Source organism: Paenibacillus sp. FSL H8-0259, from assembly GCF_037963255.1.
GTDB lineage: Bacteria > Bacillota > Bacilli > Paenibacillales > Paenibacillaceae > Paenibacillus_AQ > Paenibacillus_AQ phytohabitans.
This window is the reverse complement of the sequence record NZ_CP150147.1, coordinates 2,502,000-2,521,070: the sequence shown is the minus strand read 5'-3', so window position 1 is coordinate 2,521,070 and position 19,071 is coordinate 2,502,000. Positions and strand designations below refer to the sequence as shown.

The following is a 19,071-nucleotide window of genomic DNA, read 5'->3' as shown; positions in this document are numbered from 1 at the left end:
GGCACTTAATACTGGCTCAAGTCCCTCTGCCGGAACAAGAGTTGGAAAAATGACACTTAAATCATGCCGGGCAAAATAAGATACCTTTTTCCACTTCCTATATTTACCGGACCGTTACAACGTCTGCTTCGTCTATACACAAAATCGCGGGAAGTGAATCGAACAACGGGTTCGGCGGAATCAGACGGATGACTCAGACGGTTGATTTCCCTATCAATAAAAATACCCCCTCATATAGCTGGAGTACTATCCTCCAGCCCTTGAGGGGGCGTTTCTTATTACGGGTTAAACCAAAGACCGAAGCTCGAAGAGCCTCGCGGTCTTGCCCGGCGGCAGCGAGACGCTCAGGCTGCCTTCCGCCGGGTTCCAGCTCCATTCGGAGCGATGCGCCTGCGGATAGGCGCAGCGGGCCTCTGCGGCCTGTCCCTTCAGCTCAGGGACGGGCAGCGTAATTCCCGCTGCATCTCCGGCAATCCGCCATACGGCAATATAACGGATGTCGCCATGGCGCAGGCCGAAGCTGACCCATTCCCCGCGGCTGTCCGGCAGACCGAGCGGCCAGAAGGCGAACGCCTGCGGAATATGGGCACGGATGGATTTGTAATAATCCAGCGCCTCCTTCACCAGGGCTCTGCGCTGCGGCGCAAGCTCGGCCAGATGGCCGCTCTGGTGGACGCGGAGCAGCAGCGCATTAACCATGTTGAAGATGACCTCTTCATCATCGCCTTCGCGCAGCGGATACGACCACACGGCCGATTGCTCCGGCGTCAGCGCCGCCGGGGAGCCTGCGGCAATGGCCGCGTACTGCACATAATCCTCCTGGTCGCTGGTCGACTGGATGCTGTGGCGGCTGAGCATGGCATAGTCCATCCGCATACCGCCGCTGGAGCAGTTCTCGATCACCAGCTGCGGGTAACGGACGAAGATACTGTCCAGCCAGGCCAGATAGGCCCGGTTATGCTGCAAGAGGCCGTCCCCGAAGCTGTCGGCATCTGTCTCTGTGCCGATCCCTGCGTTGATGTTGTAGTCCATCTTAATATATCCGACACCGTATTCTTCCACCAGCCGGGCAATGACGCCATTGGCATGCTCTATGACCTTCGGGCTGCGGTAATCCAGCTGATACCGGCTGCGGTCCTTCACCCGTTTGCCGTGGCGCATGAAAAACCAGCTGTCGTCGGTCTCAGCCAGCTTCGGACTGTTGACCCCCATAACCTCCAGCTCCAGCCAGAGTCCGGGAATCATTCCTTTGCTGCGGATATAGTCCAGCACATATTTGATGCCTTCCGGGAAACGCTCGATTGACGGCTCCCACTGGCCGACGCCGTCCCACCACTCGCCTGGGGCATACCAGCCCGCATCAATACAGAAGTATTCACAGCCGACATCGGCGGCGGCATCAATCAGCGGCAGCAGCTTCTCCGTCGTCGGGCTTCCCCACAGGCAGTTCATATAGTCATTAAAAATAATCCGCAGCAGCTCATTGTCCTCATTCGGTCTGCGGATGATCCGCCGGTATGCGGTCAGCTGCTCTGCCGCGCCCTGGAAGCCGCCCTGCACAGCGCCTGCGGCCACCGGCACAGAGGTGAACTCTTCACCCGGGGCCAGCTTCAGCCACCAGTGGTTGTCATGCTCCGTAGGCCCGCTGACCAGCAGCGTGAGCTGGTCGTACTGATCCGTCAGCTCCCAGTGCCAGGAGCCGTTGTGCTCTATCTGCCAGAACAGGCTTGTCCCGCTCTCCTTGTTCTGCAGTACCGCCATCGGCAGCAGCTCAGCCGCCGACCAGGAGCCGGTATTGCTGGCGGCAATCCGCTTCGAGCCGCGGTCGGCCAGATGGGACATGCCCAGCTCCGGCAGGCTGTAGCTCTTCCACTGCAGCTCACTCTGCCAGCCGCTGTGAGCAAGGCTTACTTCGATTTTATCCCCCCGGTCTCCGCTGCCCTCTTTATCCACACCCGTAAGCGCAAACGAAGAAAGGTATTCTACCGCAGCATCCGCGTCCCCTTCATTGCGCAGTACTGTCCAGGAGCGCACAATCTGCACGCCTGTATAGAACTGATAATGCTGTACCGCCTTCACTCCTGTCAGCGGATCAACGAGTGTAATCTCCAGCTTGCGTCCCAGAGGATTTATCGTATCGCTGTGCCCGCCATACACCATACGCAGCCCCGGATACGACGCGCGGTGCGTCCGCCCGTGATACTCCGCCCGGTCTTCCCCTGATAGCTGCAGCTCCAGCAGCCGGAAGCCCTCCTTGCTCTTCTCTTCAATCCTTCCCGCTTCAAGCGGCGCCGCCCCGAAATGCAGCAGCCGCACATCCTGTTCTTCCGTTATTTCAATTGTAAGATAAAGTCCGTTCTCGGCAATATCGATCAGCTTGCTGCTCATGTGTAATTTGGCCTCCTGACAAATGTTGTTGTCTTTGATCTCTTTTGTCTCTTTAGTCTCTTTGGTTTCTTTGGTTTCTCTGCCTCCCTTGATTATGAGGCCTTCTCTTATATTCGTAACTCCTGATTTCTTGCGCTGCTGCATAAGTGGCGAAGTAACGGAGGGAGGTTTGGAATTGGAGGGCGGCAGCGTCCGCCTTTAGGTTTGGATTTCTACTGCGGCCAGCAGTTTAAATCGGGAAATCCAAACCTAACAGCGGCCGGAAATCCAAACATCCCGCAGTTACATATAGCCACTTCTGCCCGCCACCGCCACAAATCCGCGTTACATATAAAGAAGGCCCCCTCAGTAATAATTCTACTTCGGAGGCCCTCCCGGTACTAAAGCTTTTATTGAGCGGACCCGAATTGAATCCAGGCCTTTTGAATTTCATCAATCGCTTGATCCTTAGTCTTGCTGCCGCCGATATAAGCCTGCATCAATTCACCGAATTTCTGGTGGAACGTATCCAGCGAGTAGTTCACCGACAGGTCGCCGGATTTCTCGGTTTTGAGAATTTCTTCCATTTCCTTAGGCATTTGCAGGTCAGGCATCGGTGCATCCTTGATTGGAGGAATAACCTTAGCTACTGTGGAGAACCAGCTCTTACCGTATTCGGAAGTGTACAGCCAGTTGAAGAATTCAATCGTTTCAGCAGCTACAGCAGAATCCTTGTTGATGCGCAGCGCCTGGTCGGCACCGGTGATGATCTGGGACTGCTCAGCTTTGTCGCTGACAGGGTAGCCGGCGATGCCAAGATCAAAGTCAGGGGTGATTTTCTTGATCGCTTCTTCATCCCATGCGCCTTTACCTGTCATGAATGCTGTTTTGCCTAGGGCAAAGTCACTGACTTCAGCATTGCTGTCGCGTTCCAGCGGCTTGTCCGTTCCGTGTTTTACTGTTGTATCAATGAAAGTGAAGAAGTTGTCCTTCAGCACCGGATGATCTGCGAAGGTCGTTTTGCCGGCGATGAAATCAGCTACGAGTGTCTTAGCGTCAGTACCTGCATCAGTTGCTGCAGCGTCAACGAAGTGTTGGAAGATATGCTTCCATACCCACCACTCTTTGTAGGCGTTCGCAAATGGCGTGATGCCCTTAGCTTCGAGCTTGGTGATGGCGTCATCCATTTCAGCGGTAGTCTTGGGAACTTCAGTGATGCCGGCATCTGCCAGCAGCTTCTTGTTGTACATCAGAACGAACAGGTTGCCTTTGACCGGAAGTCCCAGTACTTTGCCGTCTGTGGAGCTCATGTTGGAGCGGACAGCATCTGTCATCGCTGCTGCCAGCGGTTCATTGGTGAGGTCGGCACTGTATTCAGCGAAAGTATCGATATCGCCGCCAGCGGTAGTCTGGAACACGTCAGGCGTGCTGCCTGCGGCAATTTTGGATTTTAACACCGTATTGTAGTCAGCCTGCATAATTTCCAGATTGATCGTTACATTTGGCTTAACCTTCTTGTATTCAGCGATGTAGGCGTTGAAAGCGTCTGTATACTCGGGAGATGCGGTAAACATATTAATCGTGACGGGCTTGGAAGAATCTGTAGCTGTATTCTCTGCTCCATTTGTTCCAGCCGTGTTGTTAGCGGCATTATTAGTGTTGTTCCCGCCGCAACCGGCCAGCAGTCCGCCGACGAGCAGCAGACTCGCAGATAGTGCCATAAATCGTTTTAACATGATGTTGCCCCCTTTTCCTTATGCATCTTGTGGTCTTGCTCATCATTCTAAATAAAAAGAAAAAGGATAAGAATGTACATAAGTGAACTTATGAGGGTAAAAAAGTGTGTTCATGTAACCGTTTCACTTTTCTACCCCAGGCAGCTGCAGCCGGAATTCAGAAGGTGAACAATCATAGTAATTGCGGAACGCCTTGCTGAAATAGTTCTTATCCTTGTACCCCAGCATTTCGGAAATATCCTGAATTTTGAGGCCGGGATCGGACAGCAGTGCTTTGGCTTTGTCCATTCTCACCTTTTGCACATACTCATGAATGCCGTATCCGTACTGCCCCTTGAACAGCTTCATCAAGTATTCTCTGCTCAGGAAATATTTATCCGTGAACATCGATATCTTAATATCCTCAAAATAATGGTTATCAATGTATGCTTTAATATTTTCCAGCACGCTGCTGCGGTCTCCGGATAATGTCCGGCTGATCTCTCCGGCATAAACGTCGAATATCTGGTTAAGTACACGCTCGAACTGTTCAAAGGAGGCAAAATCGCTGCGGATGCCCAGGGCATTCAGCCCCTTATCCTTGCTGCTGCGGATCTGCGGCGGCACTGCATCCAGCTGTGCAGCAATCTCATTGAGGAGAATAATGAATTCCTGCAGTGTTCTGTCCGCTTCACCAAGTGTGAAATGCTCCGCACTCTTCCACTTGGAGACAAACTCGCTGAAAATGTTTCGCGCATGGTTCACGTTCCCGCTCTCCAGGCTGCTGCGGATCTGCGGCATCCGCCCGGTCAGTGAGGGATTGTCCCTGGACGCCGGCTTCTCCATCATGCTGCCGCCGCTCTGCAGGATCATGCTGTCCTTCATGCTCAGCAGGTCAATCCGGTCCAATGCCTCTTTGGCCTGCTCATAAGAACCGGCAATACTCAGGAGATCGCTGTAGGGATCACCTATTCCACCGGCACAGACGATGCCGAACAGCTCCTTCAGCGTAGATGCGGCCTTCTTCATATGATGCAGAGACAGAAAAGCAGCGTCCGCCCCATATCCGCCTTTCATCGTAAAGATAGCGATAAACTCCCGCTCCCCCTTGGGACTGGCAAAGCTGAACGACTCAAACTGTCCGTCACTGTTCTCATTCATTACATTAGTTACGGCAAAATGCAGCAAATCCCGGTCCTCATGGAATCTTTCTTTACGCACCTGCTCCAGATTAAGCATCCGCAGAATACCTACAGCGAAATGGCTGGCCGCCCCGTCCGCACCGATCAGCGGCAGGAAGGCTTCATTGGACTGGGTTTTGAAGCTGCGGTCTATAATGGACAAATACATCTTCTCCTTCAGCTTCGGCAGAGACATATTGAGTGTAATATTGCGGTTGATGAACTCGCTCTCCCGCTTCCGCTTCGCTTCGAGTATATCCACCGCCTTGCGCAGTGCATGGTTAAGATCGGTACGGTTGACCGGCTTCAAAAGATAATCCACCACCTTGGAGCGGATCGCCTGGCGCGTATATTCAAAATCATTGTAGCCGCTGATCACAATCAGCAGCAGATCCGGGAACTCCTCCTCGGCGATCTGCAGCAGCTGGGCACCGCTCAGCTCCGGCATTTTCATATCCACCAGCACCAGATCGAATTTCTCCCGGCGCAGCATCTCCAGCCCCGCCTGGCCATTGGTCGCCTCCAGTACCTGTCCGACACCCAGCCCCTTCCAGTCCCCCAGAATATTGATCGCTTCGCGCAAAGGCTCCTCATCGTCTATAATCAGCACTTTATACATGTTGTCCTACTCCTCCCCGCGGCAGCCGCATATCCATTTGTGTCCCGTGTTCACTGCTGTGAATGGCCAATCCCGCGTCTTCTCCATATAAGAGCTTGAGCCGGGTGTTAAGGTTCTTAAGCCCAATGCTCTCGTTGCCATCCTCTTCCTCCGCATCCGAATCGCGGTCCTCCCACTGGATCTGCAGAGAGCTCATTACTTGCTCCAGCCGCTCCTCATTGATTCCCGGCCCGTCATCCCGTACAGAAATTACGCTGTGGGTAGCGGTAACATGCGCCTCAATACGGATGGTAACCGTAGTGGATACCTTTTCCAGCGCATGCTTGATGCAGTTCTCCACCAGCGTCTGAATCGACAGCTTGGGAATCCTCAGCTCCATCAGGCTTTCATCCCAGTCGTACACGACCTGCATCCGGCTGCCGAACCGCGCTTTCTGCAGCGCCAGATAACGCTCAATATGCCGCAGCTCTTCCCGGGCCTGCACAACATCCCGCCCGCTGATGCAATATCTCAGCGTCATGGCCAGATTGTCGACCATCTCGACGATATCATCATTGTTGTTCTTGAGCGCCTTGGTAGAGATGGCCTGCAGCGCATTGTACAGGAAATGGGGATTAATCTCGGCCTCCAGCGCTTTGAGGACCGCGTTTTTTTCAACGATTTTCATTTTATAGCGTTCATTAATCAGTTCATTGGTCTTCTCGACCATCTTATTGAAGTGGCGTGACAGATAGGCGATCTCATCCTTGCCCTCCACCGTGGCCTCGGCATCGAAGCTCCCCGTACTGAACCGCTTCATCTGCAGCGACAGATTCTTCAGCGGGTGCGTAATTCTGTTCGAAGTGACGCTGACCAGCACCACGGACAATACCAGGAACAGCAGGCCGATGAATACATTCAGCTTACGGGTCGTTGTCGCCGCAGCATAGATTTCTGTATACGGAATCGGCTTGACGAGCTTCCAGCCTTCTTTTTGACTGATGTCGTAGATCACCAGGTACTTCTGTTCTTCATCCGACCACGTCACACGCCCGTTCTTCTCCGGTATCAATTGGTCCAGCAGCCCAGCCTTCCTGCTCCCCTGATAGAATTCCTTATCGTCCACTGTAAAAGGCTCATTATCCGGGCTGATATACATCAGATGCTGGCCGGTGCTGAACGGAATATCCTTCATAATCTCATCGGTCACCGACGAGTTAAGGTATAGGGACAGTACAGCCTGTGGCTCCCTCGACACAATGGAACGCAGCAGCCGGTGATAGCCCATGAAGACCTTGTCCTTGTTAACGGGATAATCCACACTGCTCTCCGCAGCCGGGGCTTCTTCCACAAAAGACTGATAGGAGCGGTTAAACGGACTCGCCAGTGCCCGCTTATACCAGGACAGATTGTCGATCGGCGGATGTTCGGTCACCCGGACCGTAATATTATAGTTCTCCTTGGTGACATAATAATACTTGTGCTCCTTGATCACGTACAGGTATACCGCCTCCAGGTCATTGCGGGAGAAATACAGATTCTTCAGATAATCCTCCACATACATCTTGGAGCCATAGTCCTCTGATTCATGCAGGATGGCATAGGCAAACTCATCATATGAGATCTGCGGCAGGGACAATTGTTCAATTCCGCTCAGGTAACTCTCCAGATTGCGTCCGACCAGCAGCAGATTGTTGCTCGTGCTCGCAATGCTGTTGTTCACCGATTCCTTGCGCAGCATTCCATAGGAAATGTACGTCAATGAGCTTACCACCAGAATGATGATTATAGTGAACAAAAGAATCAGTTTGTTGGCCAGCCTGCGGGAAATGCGCTCCAGTAAAGGCTCAAACAGCTTGTACAGCGTTCGTTTAATCATGTTCTCCGTCTCCCCGCTGGTGTATCAGGCCTCAGTCCCAGACTCATTTTGGTCATCCGGACTCAGTTCACCTTTTTACCCCTAACTGTACTCTTAAATCCATTTTTGAGTATAGGGGTCTGATCTATAATACACAATATAGACTAACCGGAATGGTTATGTGTGGCAAGCCAGGCACAATACTCCCACCCTATAACTCAAGAAGAGGTGCATCCATGTTAAAAACACTCGGCAAAAGATGGCGCGAGAAATTCGAATTCGGAATCTTCACACTCCCGGTTCTGATCTGTATCGCAGTTGCATTCTACATTCCCTTTGCCATGACCATCCGTTATTCGATGACGAAGTGGAACGGGATTTCCAAGCATCCCAAATTCGTCGGACTGGACAACTTCAAACAGATCTTCTCGGGGGATACGAACTTCTCCGATGCGGCCTGGTTCACGATTAAATATGCAATCCTTTACATTGTGATCGTCAACGTGCTGGCGATTCTGCTGGCCGTGCTGCTGGACATGAAGCTGAAGAGCACCTCCTGGCTGAGAGCGGCATTCTTTATCCCTTATATCCTCAGTCTTGTTATTGTCGGCTTCATCTGGAAGTTCATCTTCATGCAGGGCTTCAACTCACTCGGTGAGAGCACCGGCTGGGCCATCTTCGACTTAAGCTGGCTCGGGACACCGGGACTGGCGTTCATCTCCATCTTAGGCGTGTCCATCTGGCAGTCGATCGGTTTCTATCTGGTCATCTACATCGCCGGTCTGCAGTCTGTGCCGGAGGATCTTAAGGAGGCTGCTACCGTAGACGGCGCAGGTCCGATGAGAAGATTCTTCAGCATTACGCTGCCGCTGCTTGCCCCATCGATTACGATATCCGTCTTCATGGCGCTGACCAACTCGATCAAGGTATTCGACGTCATTCTGTCGCTGACCGGCGGCGGTCCTGGCGGAACCACCTACAGCATCGCTTATGATATTTACCGGGATACGTTCCAGAACAATCTGTACGGCTACGGTACGGCGAAAGCTCTTATCCTGTTCCTGGCAGTACTTGTCGTGACGATCATCCAGCTGACAGTCTTCAAACGGAGAGAGGTTGAGGCATAATGAAAACAAACAACAACAAGGCCGGCAAGATCATACTGGAAGTTGTTTTGGTCATATTGTCTCTGCTGTTCCTGTATCCGCTGTTCCTGACGATTATTAACTCTTTGAAAAGCTTCAGCGAGGTCATGACCGACGTTATTGCGCTGCCGAAACACCTGACCTTCAGCAACTATTCCTATGTCTGGAAATTCATCAACTATCCGCGGCTGTTCCTGAACAACTTCGTGATTACCGGCGTCGGCCTGCTCGGCATTGTCTTCATCTCCTCCATCGCTGCCTATAAGCTGGCACGGACCAAAACCAGATGGAGCGGTGTGATCTACTTCCTGTGCATTATGCCGATGCTGATCCCGTTCCAGTCGATCATGCTGACTGTGCTGCAGACGGCCAAGAACCTGCATTTGTCCGAGAGCACCTGGGGACTGGGCCTCTTATACTGGGGCTTCGGCGCACCGCTGGCGGTATTCATCTACCACGGCTTCGTGAAGGGTATCCCGACTGAGATCGATGAAAGTGCGACCATCGACGGCGCATCCGGCTTCCGCCTGTTCTTCAGCGTCATCTTCCCGCTGCTGAAATCGGTAACCACCACCATCGTCATCATCGATGTGATGTGGATCTGGAATGACTTCCTGCTCCCGCTGCTGATGGTTAACGGCTCGCCGGATACGAAGACATTGACACTGGCCGCTTACACCTTCGTCGGTCAATATACCTCGGACTGGCAGTATGCAATGACCGCCATGGTAATGGCCGTATTGCCATCCATCGTTGTCTTCATCTTCCTGCAAAAGTACATCGTCAAAGGCGTAGTTGCCGGAGCTGTTAAGGGCTGATCCCTGATCCTGCTCCTCCCCCTCGCCGGAGACAAATAAGGCACGGCTAAGCGGATTTCGCTTGGGCCGTGCCTTTTGCTGTTGTGCAGGATCTACCTATGCGTTTTGTGAGGACGCTGCGTGAACGGACCGTTGTTCCCATCGCTCTTGTGTCCAGATTTTATTTATTCTTCTTAGTGGTGAAAATCTGGACACTGCTGCTGCTTCCGAAGTGAGCTTTCCTGCGGAAAGCTTACAGGCGGCCGCTGCCGCTTGTACACAATCGTTCCGTCCTCTCCGCTGTTTTCAAGCTGGAAAACATCTAAAAACCTCAAACAAAAAAGTCACCCTGACGGGTGAAACTAGCTGAACTTATGCGGCTTATGGAGCCTGTGCAGCTCATGTAAATTCAAGGGCACTAGTGCCCCTCATTTGCTCCTTTGGCTCTCATTCGGGGAGTTCAAGGGCACTAATGCCCCTCATTTGCTCCTTTGGCTCTCATTCGGGGAATTCAAGGGCACTAATGCCCCTCATTTGCTCCTTTGGCTCTCATTCGGGGAGTTCAAGGGCACTAATGCCCCTCATTCCTCCTTTGGCGCGTATTCAGGGAAATCAGAGGGATTTATCCCTTCGATTTCCCCATTCCGCCCACTTTCGGCGGAATTAGAGGTATTTATCCCTTCGATTTCCCCATTCCGCCCACTTTCGGCGGAATTAGAGGGATTTATCCCTTTAATTTCCCCATTCCGCCCACTTTCGGCGGAATTAGAGGTATTTATCCCTTTAATTTCCCCATTCCGCCTACTTTCGGCGGAATTAGAGGGATTTATCCCTTTAATTTCCCCATTCCGCCCACTTTCGGCGGAAATAGAGGGATTTATCCCTTTGATTTGCCCATGCTGCCGACTTCTGTGCCGGATCAGGCACACACTCGTCCTTCAAACTGTGCTGCTCGAAATTCCAAAGAATCCTATCCACAACAGACGAAGATCATAATTCCCTATACATAAAAAAGCCCGCCCGCCGGCAAGGCGTAACGGACTTTATTCTAGTCGCTCAGATGACTTTACTTTATTTCGCCAATAATGGCCTCTTTTTCTCGTTGCGGCTCAGATGCACTCATACTGCTGTTTCGGGTCCGAAACGGCGGGAATCAGGAACTTAACGGCTCTCTGTCCGCATGGGCGGATAATGCAGCTTTTCGAGTATAATAACGTCCCTACAGTCCGCACGACCTCCGCCACTCCCTCCCCTTTCAAGCACTCCCATCGTTTGCCTTCTAAGTAAGGACGTATAAAAGAATGGTGCGCCCCATCGTTGCTTCCCAATAGAAGCCATAGTTCGTATGTTACTCATAAATCTTTTACCGCCGTCCACATGCTTCGTCCACTCCAGACAACCAGCCGGATATTCCTGCTACTTTACATACCTTTGCTAATCCACCTCATATACAGTCTACAACCAACCGCTCTTTCTACTCCTCTACCTTCCTTACTCCGTCCAGCATTCTCTCTCTGTTGTGCAATACTTCACCGTTCATTTCTCTGTCCTGCTCTTATCCACATTTCTCTATATCGTATATCGGTTTTGGCCTTACCCCTTAGTTCTCCCGTCTGCCGACTACTGCAGCTTCAGCGCAACCCGGTACACCGGTGTAGCCGTAACACTGTGGAACACGGCAATGGCTTCACCCTCGAATACCTTCTCTACCGCCATGGCGGCATCGGCAGCCAAGGTTACAGCTCCTGTGCGGCGCGGTGTGGTTTCCAGGATGATCTCGCCTCTGCGGAGGACATTGCGGAACCGGGACAAGCCGATCTCCCAAGGCCGGCCGTTGTAGAAATGATCATGGAATAATTGCCCGCCAGCAAAGGCATAGCCCACATTCCCTGTATAGTCGATACTCAGCAGCACTTCCCCGGTTCCTTGAAGAACATCCTCCGGCAGCCCGAGCGCAAGCTTATGGTCATGAAGCCGCCGCGTGGTAAGCGCGATCTCCTTCAGAGGAACCTGCACATCATAGATCCGGAACCAGCCTTCCGTCCGTCCGCTGATAGCTGCTTCAGCCTGCACCGTGCTCCACTGCGCGGCTGGCACCACTGCTCCACCGGCATATTCACGGAACGTGAAGGCATTTTGCCCGCTGCTAAGGAATTCAATGCCCTCGGGGGTCTGAACAAGCGGAACCTCCGAGAACACAATCCGGCTCTGACCGCCGTCCTCCAGCTCCCACAGCTTTGCAGCATCCTTGGCACTCATCGCGTAAATCCGGACTTCCCGGGCTACGTCACGCTTGATTACGATCATCGAGGACACTTGATGGGGAATAAGCACGTTGTAGCTGCTCCCGCTTCCTTCAATCGTTCCGGCATCTGTAGATACACTGAGAATACCATCCTGCGCATCCAGCAGGAACTCCCCATCCACACCCTCCGGCATCGCGAAAAAATAGGTGACAGCTTCAGCAGATTCCACTGCGGTGACTGGCTGGGCCGTTGCATACTTAAGATTCAGCCCATCCAGTGCGAAGTTGAATGGCAGCAGGAATGCAGCCTTGGGCTTGATGGTCAGCGAACTCCGCTGCGGGAAGCTGATCATCTCCTCCCCAAGCTTAACTTCAAATACAACCTCCTCATGCCCATCCATCTCAACATGATCCTGATAATTGTTAACAAACAGGAAGCCGGACGTGCCATCCGTGCGGACGGCATAACGCAGCGTATGCGCATCATCAGGAGTAACAGCCTCTGCACCTTCCGGAAGCACGGTTGCCATAGGGGCAAGCCGGTCTGCGAATTGGCGGAGGAAATAATGCAGCGGGCGCAGCAGGCCGTTAGACTCACGGATCTGTCCGAACTCGCCAATCGGTGCCTGGAAATCGTACGTCAGCTTAGGCGTTGTGCTCTCGTTCAGGTAACCTGTTCTGCCCACCGGATTCGTGCCGCCATGGAACATATAATAACCGATGAAGTTGCAGCCGCCGGCAAGCTTCATCAGGGTCATGGCCAGTACACTTTCCGGTTCTACCTGGAACCGGGACAGATACCAGGTCTGCATGCCGCCGCCCATCTCGCAGCAGGCAAAGGGATATTTTGTCCGGGGATACGGCGGATTGAACTCTCCCCCCGGCGCCTGATCATCATGGAAATTCACAAATACATATTCAGGTGTCGGTGTCTGTGTTTGACCCGGGTCACTGATGCTCCATGGGGTATAGGCATATCCGCCATACAGCGGCAGGACTTCATCTTCCAGGAACGGCGCCTCGCCCCAGCCGGTGCTGGTATAGATCGGGGCAATCAGGCCCGAATCCACCGCATACTCCTTGAGCAGGCGCATATGTGCTGCACCTTCCTCGCCGCCTAATCCGCCGCTAAGATATTCGTCCCCCTGCTTCGCCGTCTGTTCCCAGAGCGCAGCGGCTGCATTGAATTCATTCTCCAGCTGAATGCCGATCACCGGCCCGCCATCCTTATACATCAGCGCATCAGCCTCCCGGCCAATCTCTGCAAACAATCGTCTTACATAACTCAGGTACCCTTCATCATTGGAGCGGACATCGAATTCCCGCCCGAACAGCCAGTCCGGGAGTCCCCCGTTACGGACCTCGCCATGACAGAACGGACCGACACGCAGGATAACATAGAGCCCGTTATCGTGGCACAGCTCCACAAACTTCCGGAGATTGCGGTTGCCGCTCCAATCGAATTCCCCTTCTATTTCTTCATGATGATTCCAGAAGATATAGGTGGCGATCACATTGATTCCTGACATCTTCATCTGCCGGAGTTCCGTCTCCCAGTCCGCTTCCGGATATCGCGAATAGTGGAACTCCCCGCAGATAGCGAAATAAGGCTTGCCGTTCAGCGCCATGTAGTAATTAGTGAAGCTGATCTGGTCACCCTCCGGGTTGCTTCCCCCGAGTCGCAGGGTCGACGGATAGATTTCCTTCGGGGCAATATGGGCTTGTATCGTATGCTTCATGTGATCGGCTCCTCTGCAATTAGCTTGTTCTCTTCGTTAATATTTATAAAAAAACCACCCCAAAGCTATGCTCTGGAGTGGCCCGGAAGCCGTTACATTAGCTTCACCTTATTAAGCTATTATTTCTGCGCTGCCAGGAAAGCGTCAATCTGGCTCTGCAGCTCTGTCTGCACCTTATCAATACCAGCGGATTTCAGCTGTTTGATCAGATCTGCCTGACCTTTATCCAGATCATCAATCAAGCCGTATTCCAGCGGAATGGCATAACGCAGCATCACGTTACCGATGTTGGCTACTTCGTTCTTCACCGGTGTGGAGTCGAAGACGAAGGTTTCAAGCGGGAAGTGATAGATGCTGGACTGCCAGCTGTTGAACATGTTGTCTGCTTCTACCGGATACGCCGAATCTTGACGGTTCAGCGGGGAGTTCCAGCCCCAGTTCGAGAAGCCCGTGTAGTTGGCAGCTGCGGGTCCTGCACTGTATTTCTTGTCGCCATCAGGAATATAGTTGGTTCCGGCAATGCCGTACATCGTCAAGTCATGAATTTCCTTGTCATTCTGCAGCAGGTCGATCAGCATCAGGGAACGTTCCACGTTCTTGGAAGTAGCATGGATCGCCATACCGTTCTGAGTCGAAATTGCTGCGATTTTCTTCTTACCCGGAGTAAGGTCGGCAATCGCCAGCTCCACATCCGGTTTGTCACGGCGCATTTCAGATACATTCGCTGCTACAGTACCCAGGTTCTGAGCGTAGGAGGAAACTTTTTCAGCTTTGATATCCTGCCATACGTCATTTTTGTTGCTGACTACGTTTTTGGACCATACGCCGTTGTCTGCAAGATCCTTGTAGTAGGTAAGCAGTTCTCTGAATTCAGGTGTGTCATAGATGTTGAAAATTTTGCCGGTTGCATCATCCAGCTTGTAAGCCAGCGGCAGCAGGTTAGCATCTACAAGGTTCCAGTCATTGTTCTGCTCCAGCGTAGCCTGGTCAAGCTCATGCCATTTCCAGCCGTCGGCAGGTTTGGCACCGTATGCAGTAATTCCAGTTTCTTCCTTGGCAACCGTTTTCAAGTAAGTGGCATAGGATTCAAGGCTGTTGATTTCAGGAAGATTGTATTTCTTGCGCAGATCCTCACGGTACAGAACCACTTTATCGGTAACCTCAACGTTGTTGTTCGGAACCATGAAGAGCTTGCCGTCCACTTTAGCTTGCTCCCAATTCACTTTAGGCATCGCTTCCCAAGTCTGCGGCATGTAAGTCGACAGCAGATCATCCGTCAGCTCCAGGAAACCGCCTTTGAGCGCCTGATCGTTATAGAGTGCCCAGTTGGCAGTATACACAAGGTCAAAATCTTCATTAGCCGCAAATTTCAGCGGGTACTTCTGTGTCCAATCCGACCAGTCGAGGAATTCTGTCTCCACGGTGGCATTGATTTTTTCTTTCAATTTCGTGTTCAGCTCTCCGAACACCTTATCGTAGTCCCCCGGCTGGCCGCCGATCAGCAGCATCTTCAGCTTCACTTCTTTGGAAGTGTCCGGAGCGCCGGGATTCGCAGCTGCCCCTTCTGTAGCCGTTGCCGGAGCCTTCGTAGCCTCCGCACCTGTATTGGCGTTGTTATTGCCGCCGCATGCACTGAGAATGGTACCCAGTGCCATCATTGTTGCCAGCGTAACTGTAAGTTTCTTTGTCTTATTTTTCATCATGACCGATGTTCCCCCTAATTCAAAATAGTATTGGGTTTATATTGATAACCAGGTTGCCCTGTGATCATCCTTTGACTGCACCAATTGTAAGTCCGGTTACAAAATATTTCTGGATGAACGGATAAGCAAGCAGGATCGGTCCTGTAGCCACAATGGTCATGGCCATCTTCAGACTCTCCGTAGGCAGATCCGTATTTACAACGGCGCCGGAGGCCATCATCGCCTTGCGCATGCCATCCATATTGCCGAGCATTTTGTAGAGATAATACTGCAGCGGCATCAGCTCTGATTTGGAGATGAACAAGAGTGCGTTGTACCAGTCATTCCAGTAAGCCAGAGCAATGAACAGGCCGATGGTAGCCAGGGCAGGCTTGGACAAAGGCACAATCAGCTGCATGAAAATCCGGAAATCTCCTGCGCCGTCAATCTTGGCGGATTCTGTAATGGCATCCGGGATGCTGCTCATGAACGATTTCATGACGATAATGTAGAACACGTTCATCAGCAAAGGCAGGATCAGCACCAGCAAGGTATCTTTAAGATGCAGATAGTTGACAATCATCAGGTACCAAGGGACCAGACCGCCGCTGAACAGTGTAGTGAAGAAGAAGAAGAAGGAGAAGCGGCCGCGCCATTTGAAATCTCTCCGGGACAGCACATAGGCCGTCATTGAAGTCAGGAACAGTCCGAACAATGTACCAATGGCGGTTACCGATATGGTTATGCCGTAAGCTCTGAGCATTTCCTCCGGGTACTTGAACAGCAGGCTGTAGGCCTCTGTTGAGAAAGCGGACGGGAAGATCTGGAACCCTTTTTCGATAATCGTGCTCTCCTCACTCAAAGAGGAGGACACGACCAGAATGAAGGGGAAGATACAGAATATAGCGAGCACAGTAAGCGTTACGTAGCCGATAATGGACAATATCATCTTGTCTTTATTGCCGCGCTTCCGGATAACCTCCGGAGTTTTCATGTTTGCAGTAGTTGAACTCATTTCGGTTGACCTCCTTTTCCTAGAATAGAGCACGATCCTTATCGTATTTACGTACGGCATAGTTAGCCAGCATGATGGTTACGAAACCAAGCAGGGACTGATAGAAGCCGGCCGCAGCGGACATTCCGATCTCATTGGAAGTGGTCAGTGAGCGGAACACGAAGGTGTCGATGACGTCGGTTGACGAGAACAGCAGGCCGTTGTTGCCGACCATATTGTAGAACATCCCGAAATCCCCGCGGAAGACGTTACCGATAGCCAGCAGCACCAGAATGATCACTGTAGGCATCAGGTTCGGAACCGTAATCTTCATAATCCGCTGGAAAATATTCGCCCCGTCAATCTCAGCCGCTTCATACATCTCGGTATCAATGCTGGTGATCGCCGCCAGATACATGATTGTACCATAGCCCAGCGTCTTCCACGCGGATACGACCACCAGGATTACCGGCCAGTAGGCAGCGGTATTATAGATGTCCACCGGCTGCATGCCGAGTCCCTTGAGCAATACGTTAATGGTACCAACGTCGAAGTTGAACAGGTTGTAGGCAATGGCACCAACCACAACCCAGGAAATGAAGTAAGGCAGGAACAATACCGTTTGAGTAATTTTCCGGAACCATTTGCCGGCAACCTCGAACAGCAGGATCGCCGCAAAGATCTGAACCACGTTATTCACAACGATAAAAGCAATATTGTACAGCGCCGTGTTTCGTGTTACGCGCCAGGCGTCACCGGAATTGAAGAAGAATTTGAAGTTATCCCATCCGTTCCATGGGCTGCCGAAGACCCCGCCGGTGTAGTCGTATTGCTTAAACGCCAGTATAATGCCTGACATGGGTATATAAGCAAAAAGCAGGAAGAACAATACCGCCGGTACAAGCATGAGGAGCAAGGATCTGTACTTCTTCACATCATCCCAGAATCCATGTTGTTTCTGTTTCATCTTGAATCCCCTTTCCATCAATCCCTTTTCTCTATAGCTTTATTATAAAGAAGCGCTTTCCTGGTGTGGATTAGGCCTAGCAACTAAAAGTAATACTTTTTCAACGATCGGTTAATATATACCATTCCCCAAAAACAAAAAAACGTTGCCCCCGGTTGTAATAACCGGACTGGCAACGTTTGGCAGGCTATATTTTCTGTTTCTTGCGGTATTCTCCCGGCGTCATGCCTGTGATCTGCTTAAACTGCCGGTTGAAATAGATAATGTTCTTGTAGCCCATGCGCTCGGCAATCTCATAGATTTTGAGTGTCGGATCTCCCAGCAGCTCGAAGACCCGGCCGGTCTTGCGCTCATTCACGAATTCACTGAAAGGAAGCCCGTACTCTTCCTTGAACAGATAACCCAGATAGTTCGGTGTGAAGTCGAAATGGGCGGCTACCTCCTTCAGGGTAATCTTCTTCTCCAGATTCTCCTCCACATAGTTCATAATCTCATCGATCAGCTTACGCTTCTGCCGCTGCCGCTTCACGTACAGCAGCTCCGACAGCTCGAAGAATCTGCGCCGCATCCAGGACAGGATATCGTGAATTGTCTCGAACTGGAACAGAATATCCGGCTGATGCGACTCCCACTGCAGCAGCTCATACAGATTCTCGTTCTGCTGCTGCAGATCCGCATGCAGCTTGGAGGTGATGCGGATGATCAGCTCATAGACATCCTTCTTGCCTGCACTCGTGAACAGCTCCAGCAGCTGGTCGTCAATGGCCACCAGATCATATTGAATGATTGCCTCCAGCAGCTTCACCACAGTCTGTTCCATCCGGGCTCCCGGCGTCCCGCGCGGCGAAGATTCCATGTTATCACGGATCAGCCGGTTCTTCCCGAGCAGCCACTTCGCGCTGAGGGCAGCCTGTGCCTGCTGGTAGGATTCGTGGAGTCCCGCTTCGTCCTGGGCATAACGTCCGACACCAACGGTTAGCGTACAGGGTGAAGACTCTGCCATCTTGCGGATTAGCTCGTCCAGCAGGTTCATGAAGCTGTCCTGCGGGAGGCTGCAGAGAATGACAAACCGGTGATGATGAACAGGAATCAGCGTGCCAAGCTTCCCATCCTCTACGAAGGATTTGATCAAGCCCGCCATTTGCCGCGTCTTCACGCGTGCATCCTCCTCGGACAGATCACGCATTTTCCATTCCAGATCATCGATCTCGACAAATGCAGCCGCCGCCCCTTTCACCAGAAGCGGGGTAAGGGCACTGCGCAGATGCGGCTCAGCGGGTTCAGGCGAAGGTTCTTCGAACCAGCGCAGGATAAGCTCCTTGTTCACAAGGGACAAGGCTTCGCTGAAGGAACGGTTCTGCTCCCTCTCCTGCTCCATAGCTGCGCACAAGGAGTCCAGCATGTCGTACAAATCCTTATCTTCAACAGGCTTCAGCAAGTAGCCGGAGGCATTGATCTCAATAGCCTCCTTCGCATAGCTGAAATCCTCATGGCCGCTGATGAAGACGATTTTGACCTTGGGATGGATGACCTTAGCCCTGCGTGCAAATTCCGTTCCGGTCATAATGGGCATCCGTATGTCTGACAGGATAATATCAACCCGTTCCTGCTCCATGATCTTAAGCGCGTTAAAGCCGCTGTTCGCCGTTCCTACTACTGCAATATCGAGCGGGCTTGCCAGCACCCTGCGCCGCAGCCACTCCAGATCGACAGCTTCATCGTCTACCAGCAATACATTGATACTCATCGCAATCATTTCCTCCTGTGTTTGTACAAGATGCTC

General features: G+C 52.0%; 11 protein-coding genes. 2 read left to right on the top strand and 9 right to left on the bottom strand.

Translation table 11 applies throughout. The features are described 5' to 3' along the window. Window positions 1-285: 285 nt before the first annotated feature. The 4 genes from NSU01_RS10625 to NSU01_RS10610 form a co-directional block, all read right to left on the bottom strand. Complete coding sequence (locus tag NSU01_RS10625) at window positions 286-2,388, bottom strand: glycoside hydrolase family 36 protein (protein WP_076242724.1); 2,103 nt, start codon at window positions 2,386-2,388, stop codon at window positions 286-288. Between the two features lie 389 nt (window positions 2,389-2,777). Beyond that, entirely contained in the window at window positions 2,778-4,103 is a 1,326-nt protein-coding gene (locus tag NSU01_RS10620) for an extracellular solute-binding protein (protein ID WP_039310299.1), read from the bottom strand. Between the two features lie 123 nt (window positions 4,104-4,226). Further along, window positions 4,227-5,882 (bottom strand): response regulator, encoded by a 1,656-nt coding sequence (locus NSU01_RS10615; RefSeq protein WP_076242723.1) that lies wholly within the window; start codon window positions 5,880-5,882, stop codon window positions 4,227-4,229. Next, window positions 5,875-7,740 (bottom strand): sensor histidine kinase, encoded by a 1,866-nt coding sequence (locus NSU01_RS10610; protein ID WP_076242722.1) that lies wholly within the window; start codon window positions 7,738-7,740, stop codon window positions 5,875-5,877. The genes NSU01_RS10615 and NSU01_RS10610 overlap by 8 nt, the downstream gene beginning before the upstream one ends. Window positions 7,741-7,955: 215 nt before the next feature. Between NSU01_RS10610 and NSU01_RS10605 the strand changes: the two genes are divergently transcribed. Continuing rightward, window positions 7,956-8,846, top strand: a complete 891-nt coding sequence (locus NSU01_RS10605) for a sugar ABC transporter permease (RefSeq protein WP_042135351.1) — start codon at window positions 7,956-7,958, stop codon at window positions 8,844-8,846. Beyond that, window positions 8,846-9,682, top strand: coding sequence for a carbohydrate ABC transporter permease (locus tag NSU01_RS10600; RefSeq protein WP_042135350.1), 837 nt, complete (start codon window positions 8,846-8,848; stop codon window positions 9,680-9,682). Before NSU01_RS10605 ends, NSU01_RS10600 begins: the two co-directional genes overlap by 1 nt. Window positions 9,683-11,281: 1,599 nt before the next feature. Here NSU01_RS10600 and NSU01_RS10595 read toward each other — a convergent pair. From NSU01_RS10595 to NSU01_RS10575, 5 genes are all read right to left on the bottom strand, one after another. Then, the gene (locus NSU01_RS10595; protein ID WP_076242721.1) at window positions 11,282-13,645 is read right to left on the bottom strand and encodes a beta-galactosidase; all 2,364 of its coding nucleotides are present in this window, start codon (window positions 13,643-13,645) and stop codon (window positions 11,282-11,284) included. A gap of 119 nt (window positions 13,646-13,764) precedes the next feature. Further along, the gene (locus NSU01_RS10590; protein WP_305954182.1) at window positions 13,765-15,348 is read right to left on the bottom strand and encodes an ABC transporter substrate-binding protein; all 1,584 of its coding nucleotides are present in this window, start codon (window positions 15,346-15,348) and stop codon (window positions 13,765-13,767) included. Between the two features lie 64 nt (window positions 15,349-15,412). Further along, complete coding sequence (locus tag NSU01_RS10585) at window positions 15,413-16,342, bottom strand: carbohydrate ABC transporter permease (protein WP_081969909.1); 930 nt, start codon at window positions 16,340-16,342, stop codon at window positions 15,413-15,415. 19 nt (window positions 16,343-16,361) lie between these two features. Further along, the gene (locus NSU01_RS10580) at window positions 16,362-17,288 is read right to left on the bottom strand and encodes an ABC transporter permease subunit (RefSeq protein ID WP_042135342.1); all 927 of its coding nucleotides are present in this window, start codon (window positions 17,286-17,288) and stop codon (window positions 16,362-16,364) included. A gap of 187 nt (window positions 17,289-17,475) precedes the next feature. Then, window positions 17,476-19,035, bottom strand: coding sequence for a response regulator (locus tag NSU01_RS10575; RefSeq protein WP_076242720.1), 1,560 nt, complete (start codon window positions 19,033-19,035; stop codon window positions 17,476-17,478). Between the last annotated feature and the right edge of the window lie 36 nt (window positions 19,036-19,071).

Coding starts and splice junctions, on each gene's coding strand:
- NSU01_RS10625 (WP_076242724.1), bottom strand. CDS start 2,388: ATGAGCAGCAAGCTGATCGATATTGCCGAGAACGGACTTTATCTTACA.
- NSU01_RS10620 (WP_039310299.1), bottom strand. CDS start 4,103: ATGTTAAAACGATTTATGGCACTATCTGCGAGTCTGCTGCTCGTCGGC.
- NSU01_RS10615 (WP_076242723.1), bottom strand. CDS start 5,882: ATGTATAAAGTGCTGATTATAGACGATGAGGAGCCTTTGCGCGAAGCG.
- NSU01_RS10610 (WP_076242722.1), bottom strand. CDS start 7,740: ATGATTAAACGAACGCTGTACAAGCTGTTTGAGCCTTTACTGGAGCGC.
- NSU01_RS10605 (WP_042135351.1), top strand. CDS start 7,956: ATGTTAAAAACACTCGGCAAAAGATGGCGCGAGAAATTCGAATTCGGA.
- NSU01_RS10600 (WP_042135350.1), top strand. CDS start 8,846: ATGAAAACAAACAACAACAAGGCCGGCAAGATCATACTGGAAGTTGTT.
- NSU01_RS10595 (WP_076242721.1), bottom strand. CDS start 13,645: ATGAAGCATACGATACAAGCCCATATTGCCCCGAAGGAAATCTATCCG.
- NSU01_RS10590 (WP_305954182.1), bottom strand. CDS start 15,348: ATGATGAAAAATAAGACAAAGAAACTTACAGTTACGCTGGCAACAATG.
- NSU01_RS10585 (WP_081969909.1), bottom strand. CDS start 16,342: ATGAGTTCAACTACTGCAAACATGAAAACTCCGGAGGTTATCCGGAAG.
- NSU01_RS10580 (WP_042135342.1), bottom strand. CDS start 17,288: ATGAAACAGAAACAACATGGATTCTGGGATGATGTGAAGAAGTACAGA.
- NSU01_RS10575 (WP_076242720.1), bottom strand. CDS start 19,035: ATGAGTATCAATGTATTGCTGGTAGACGATGAAGCTGTCGATCTGGAG.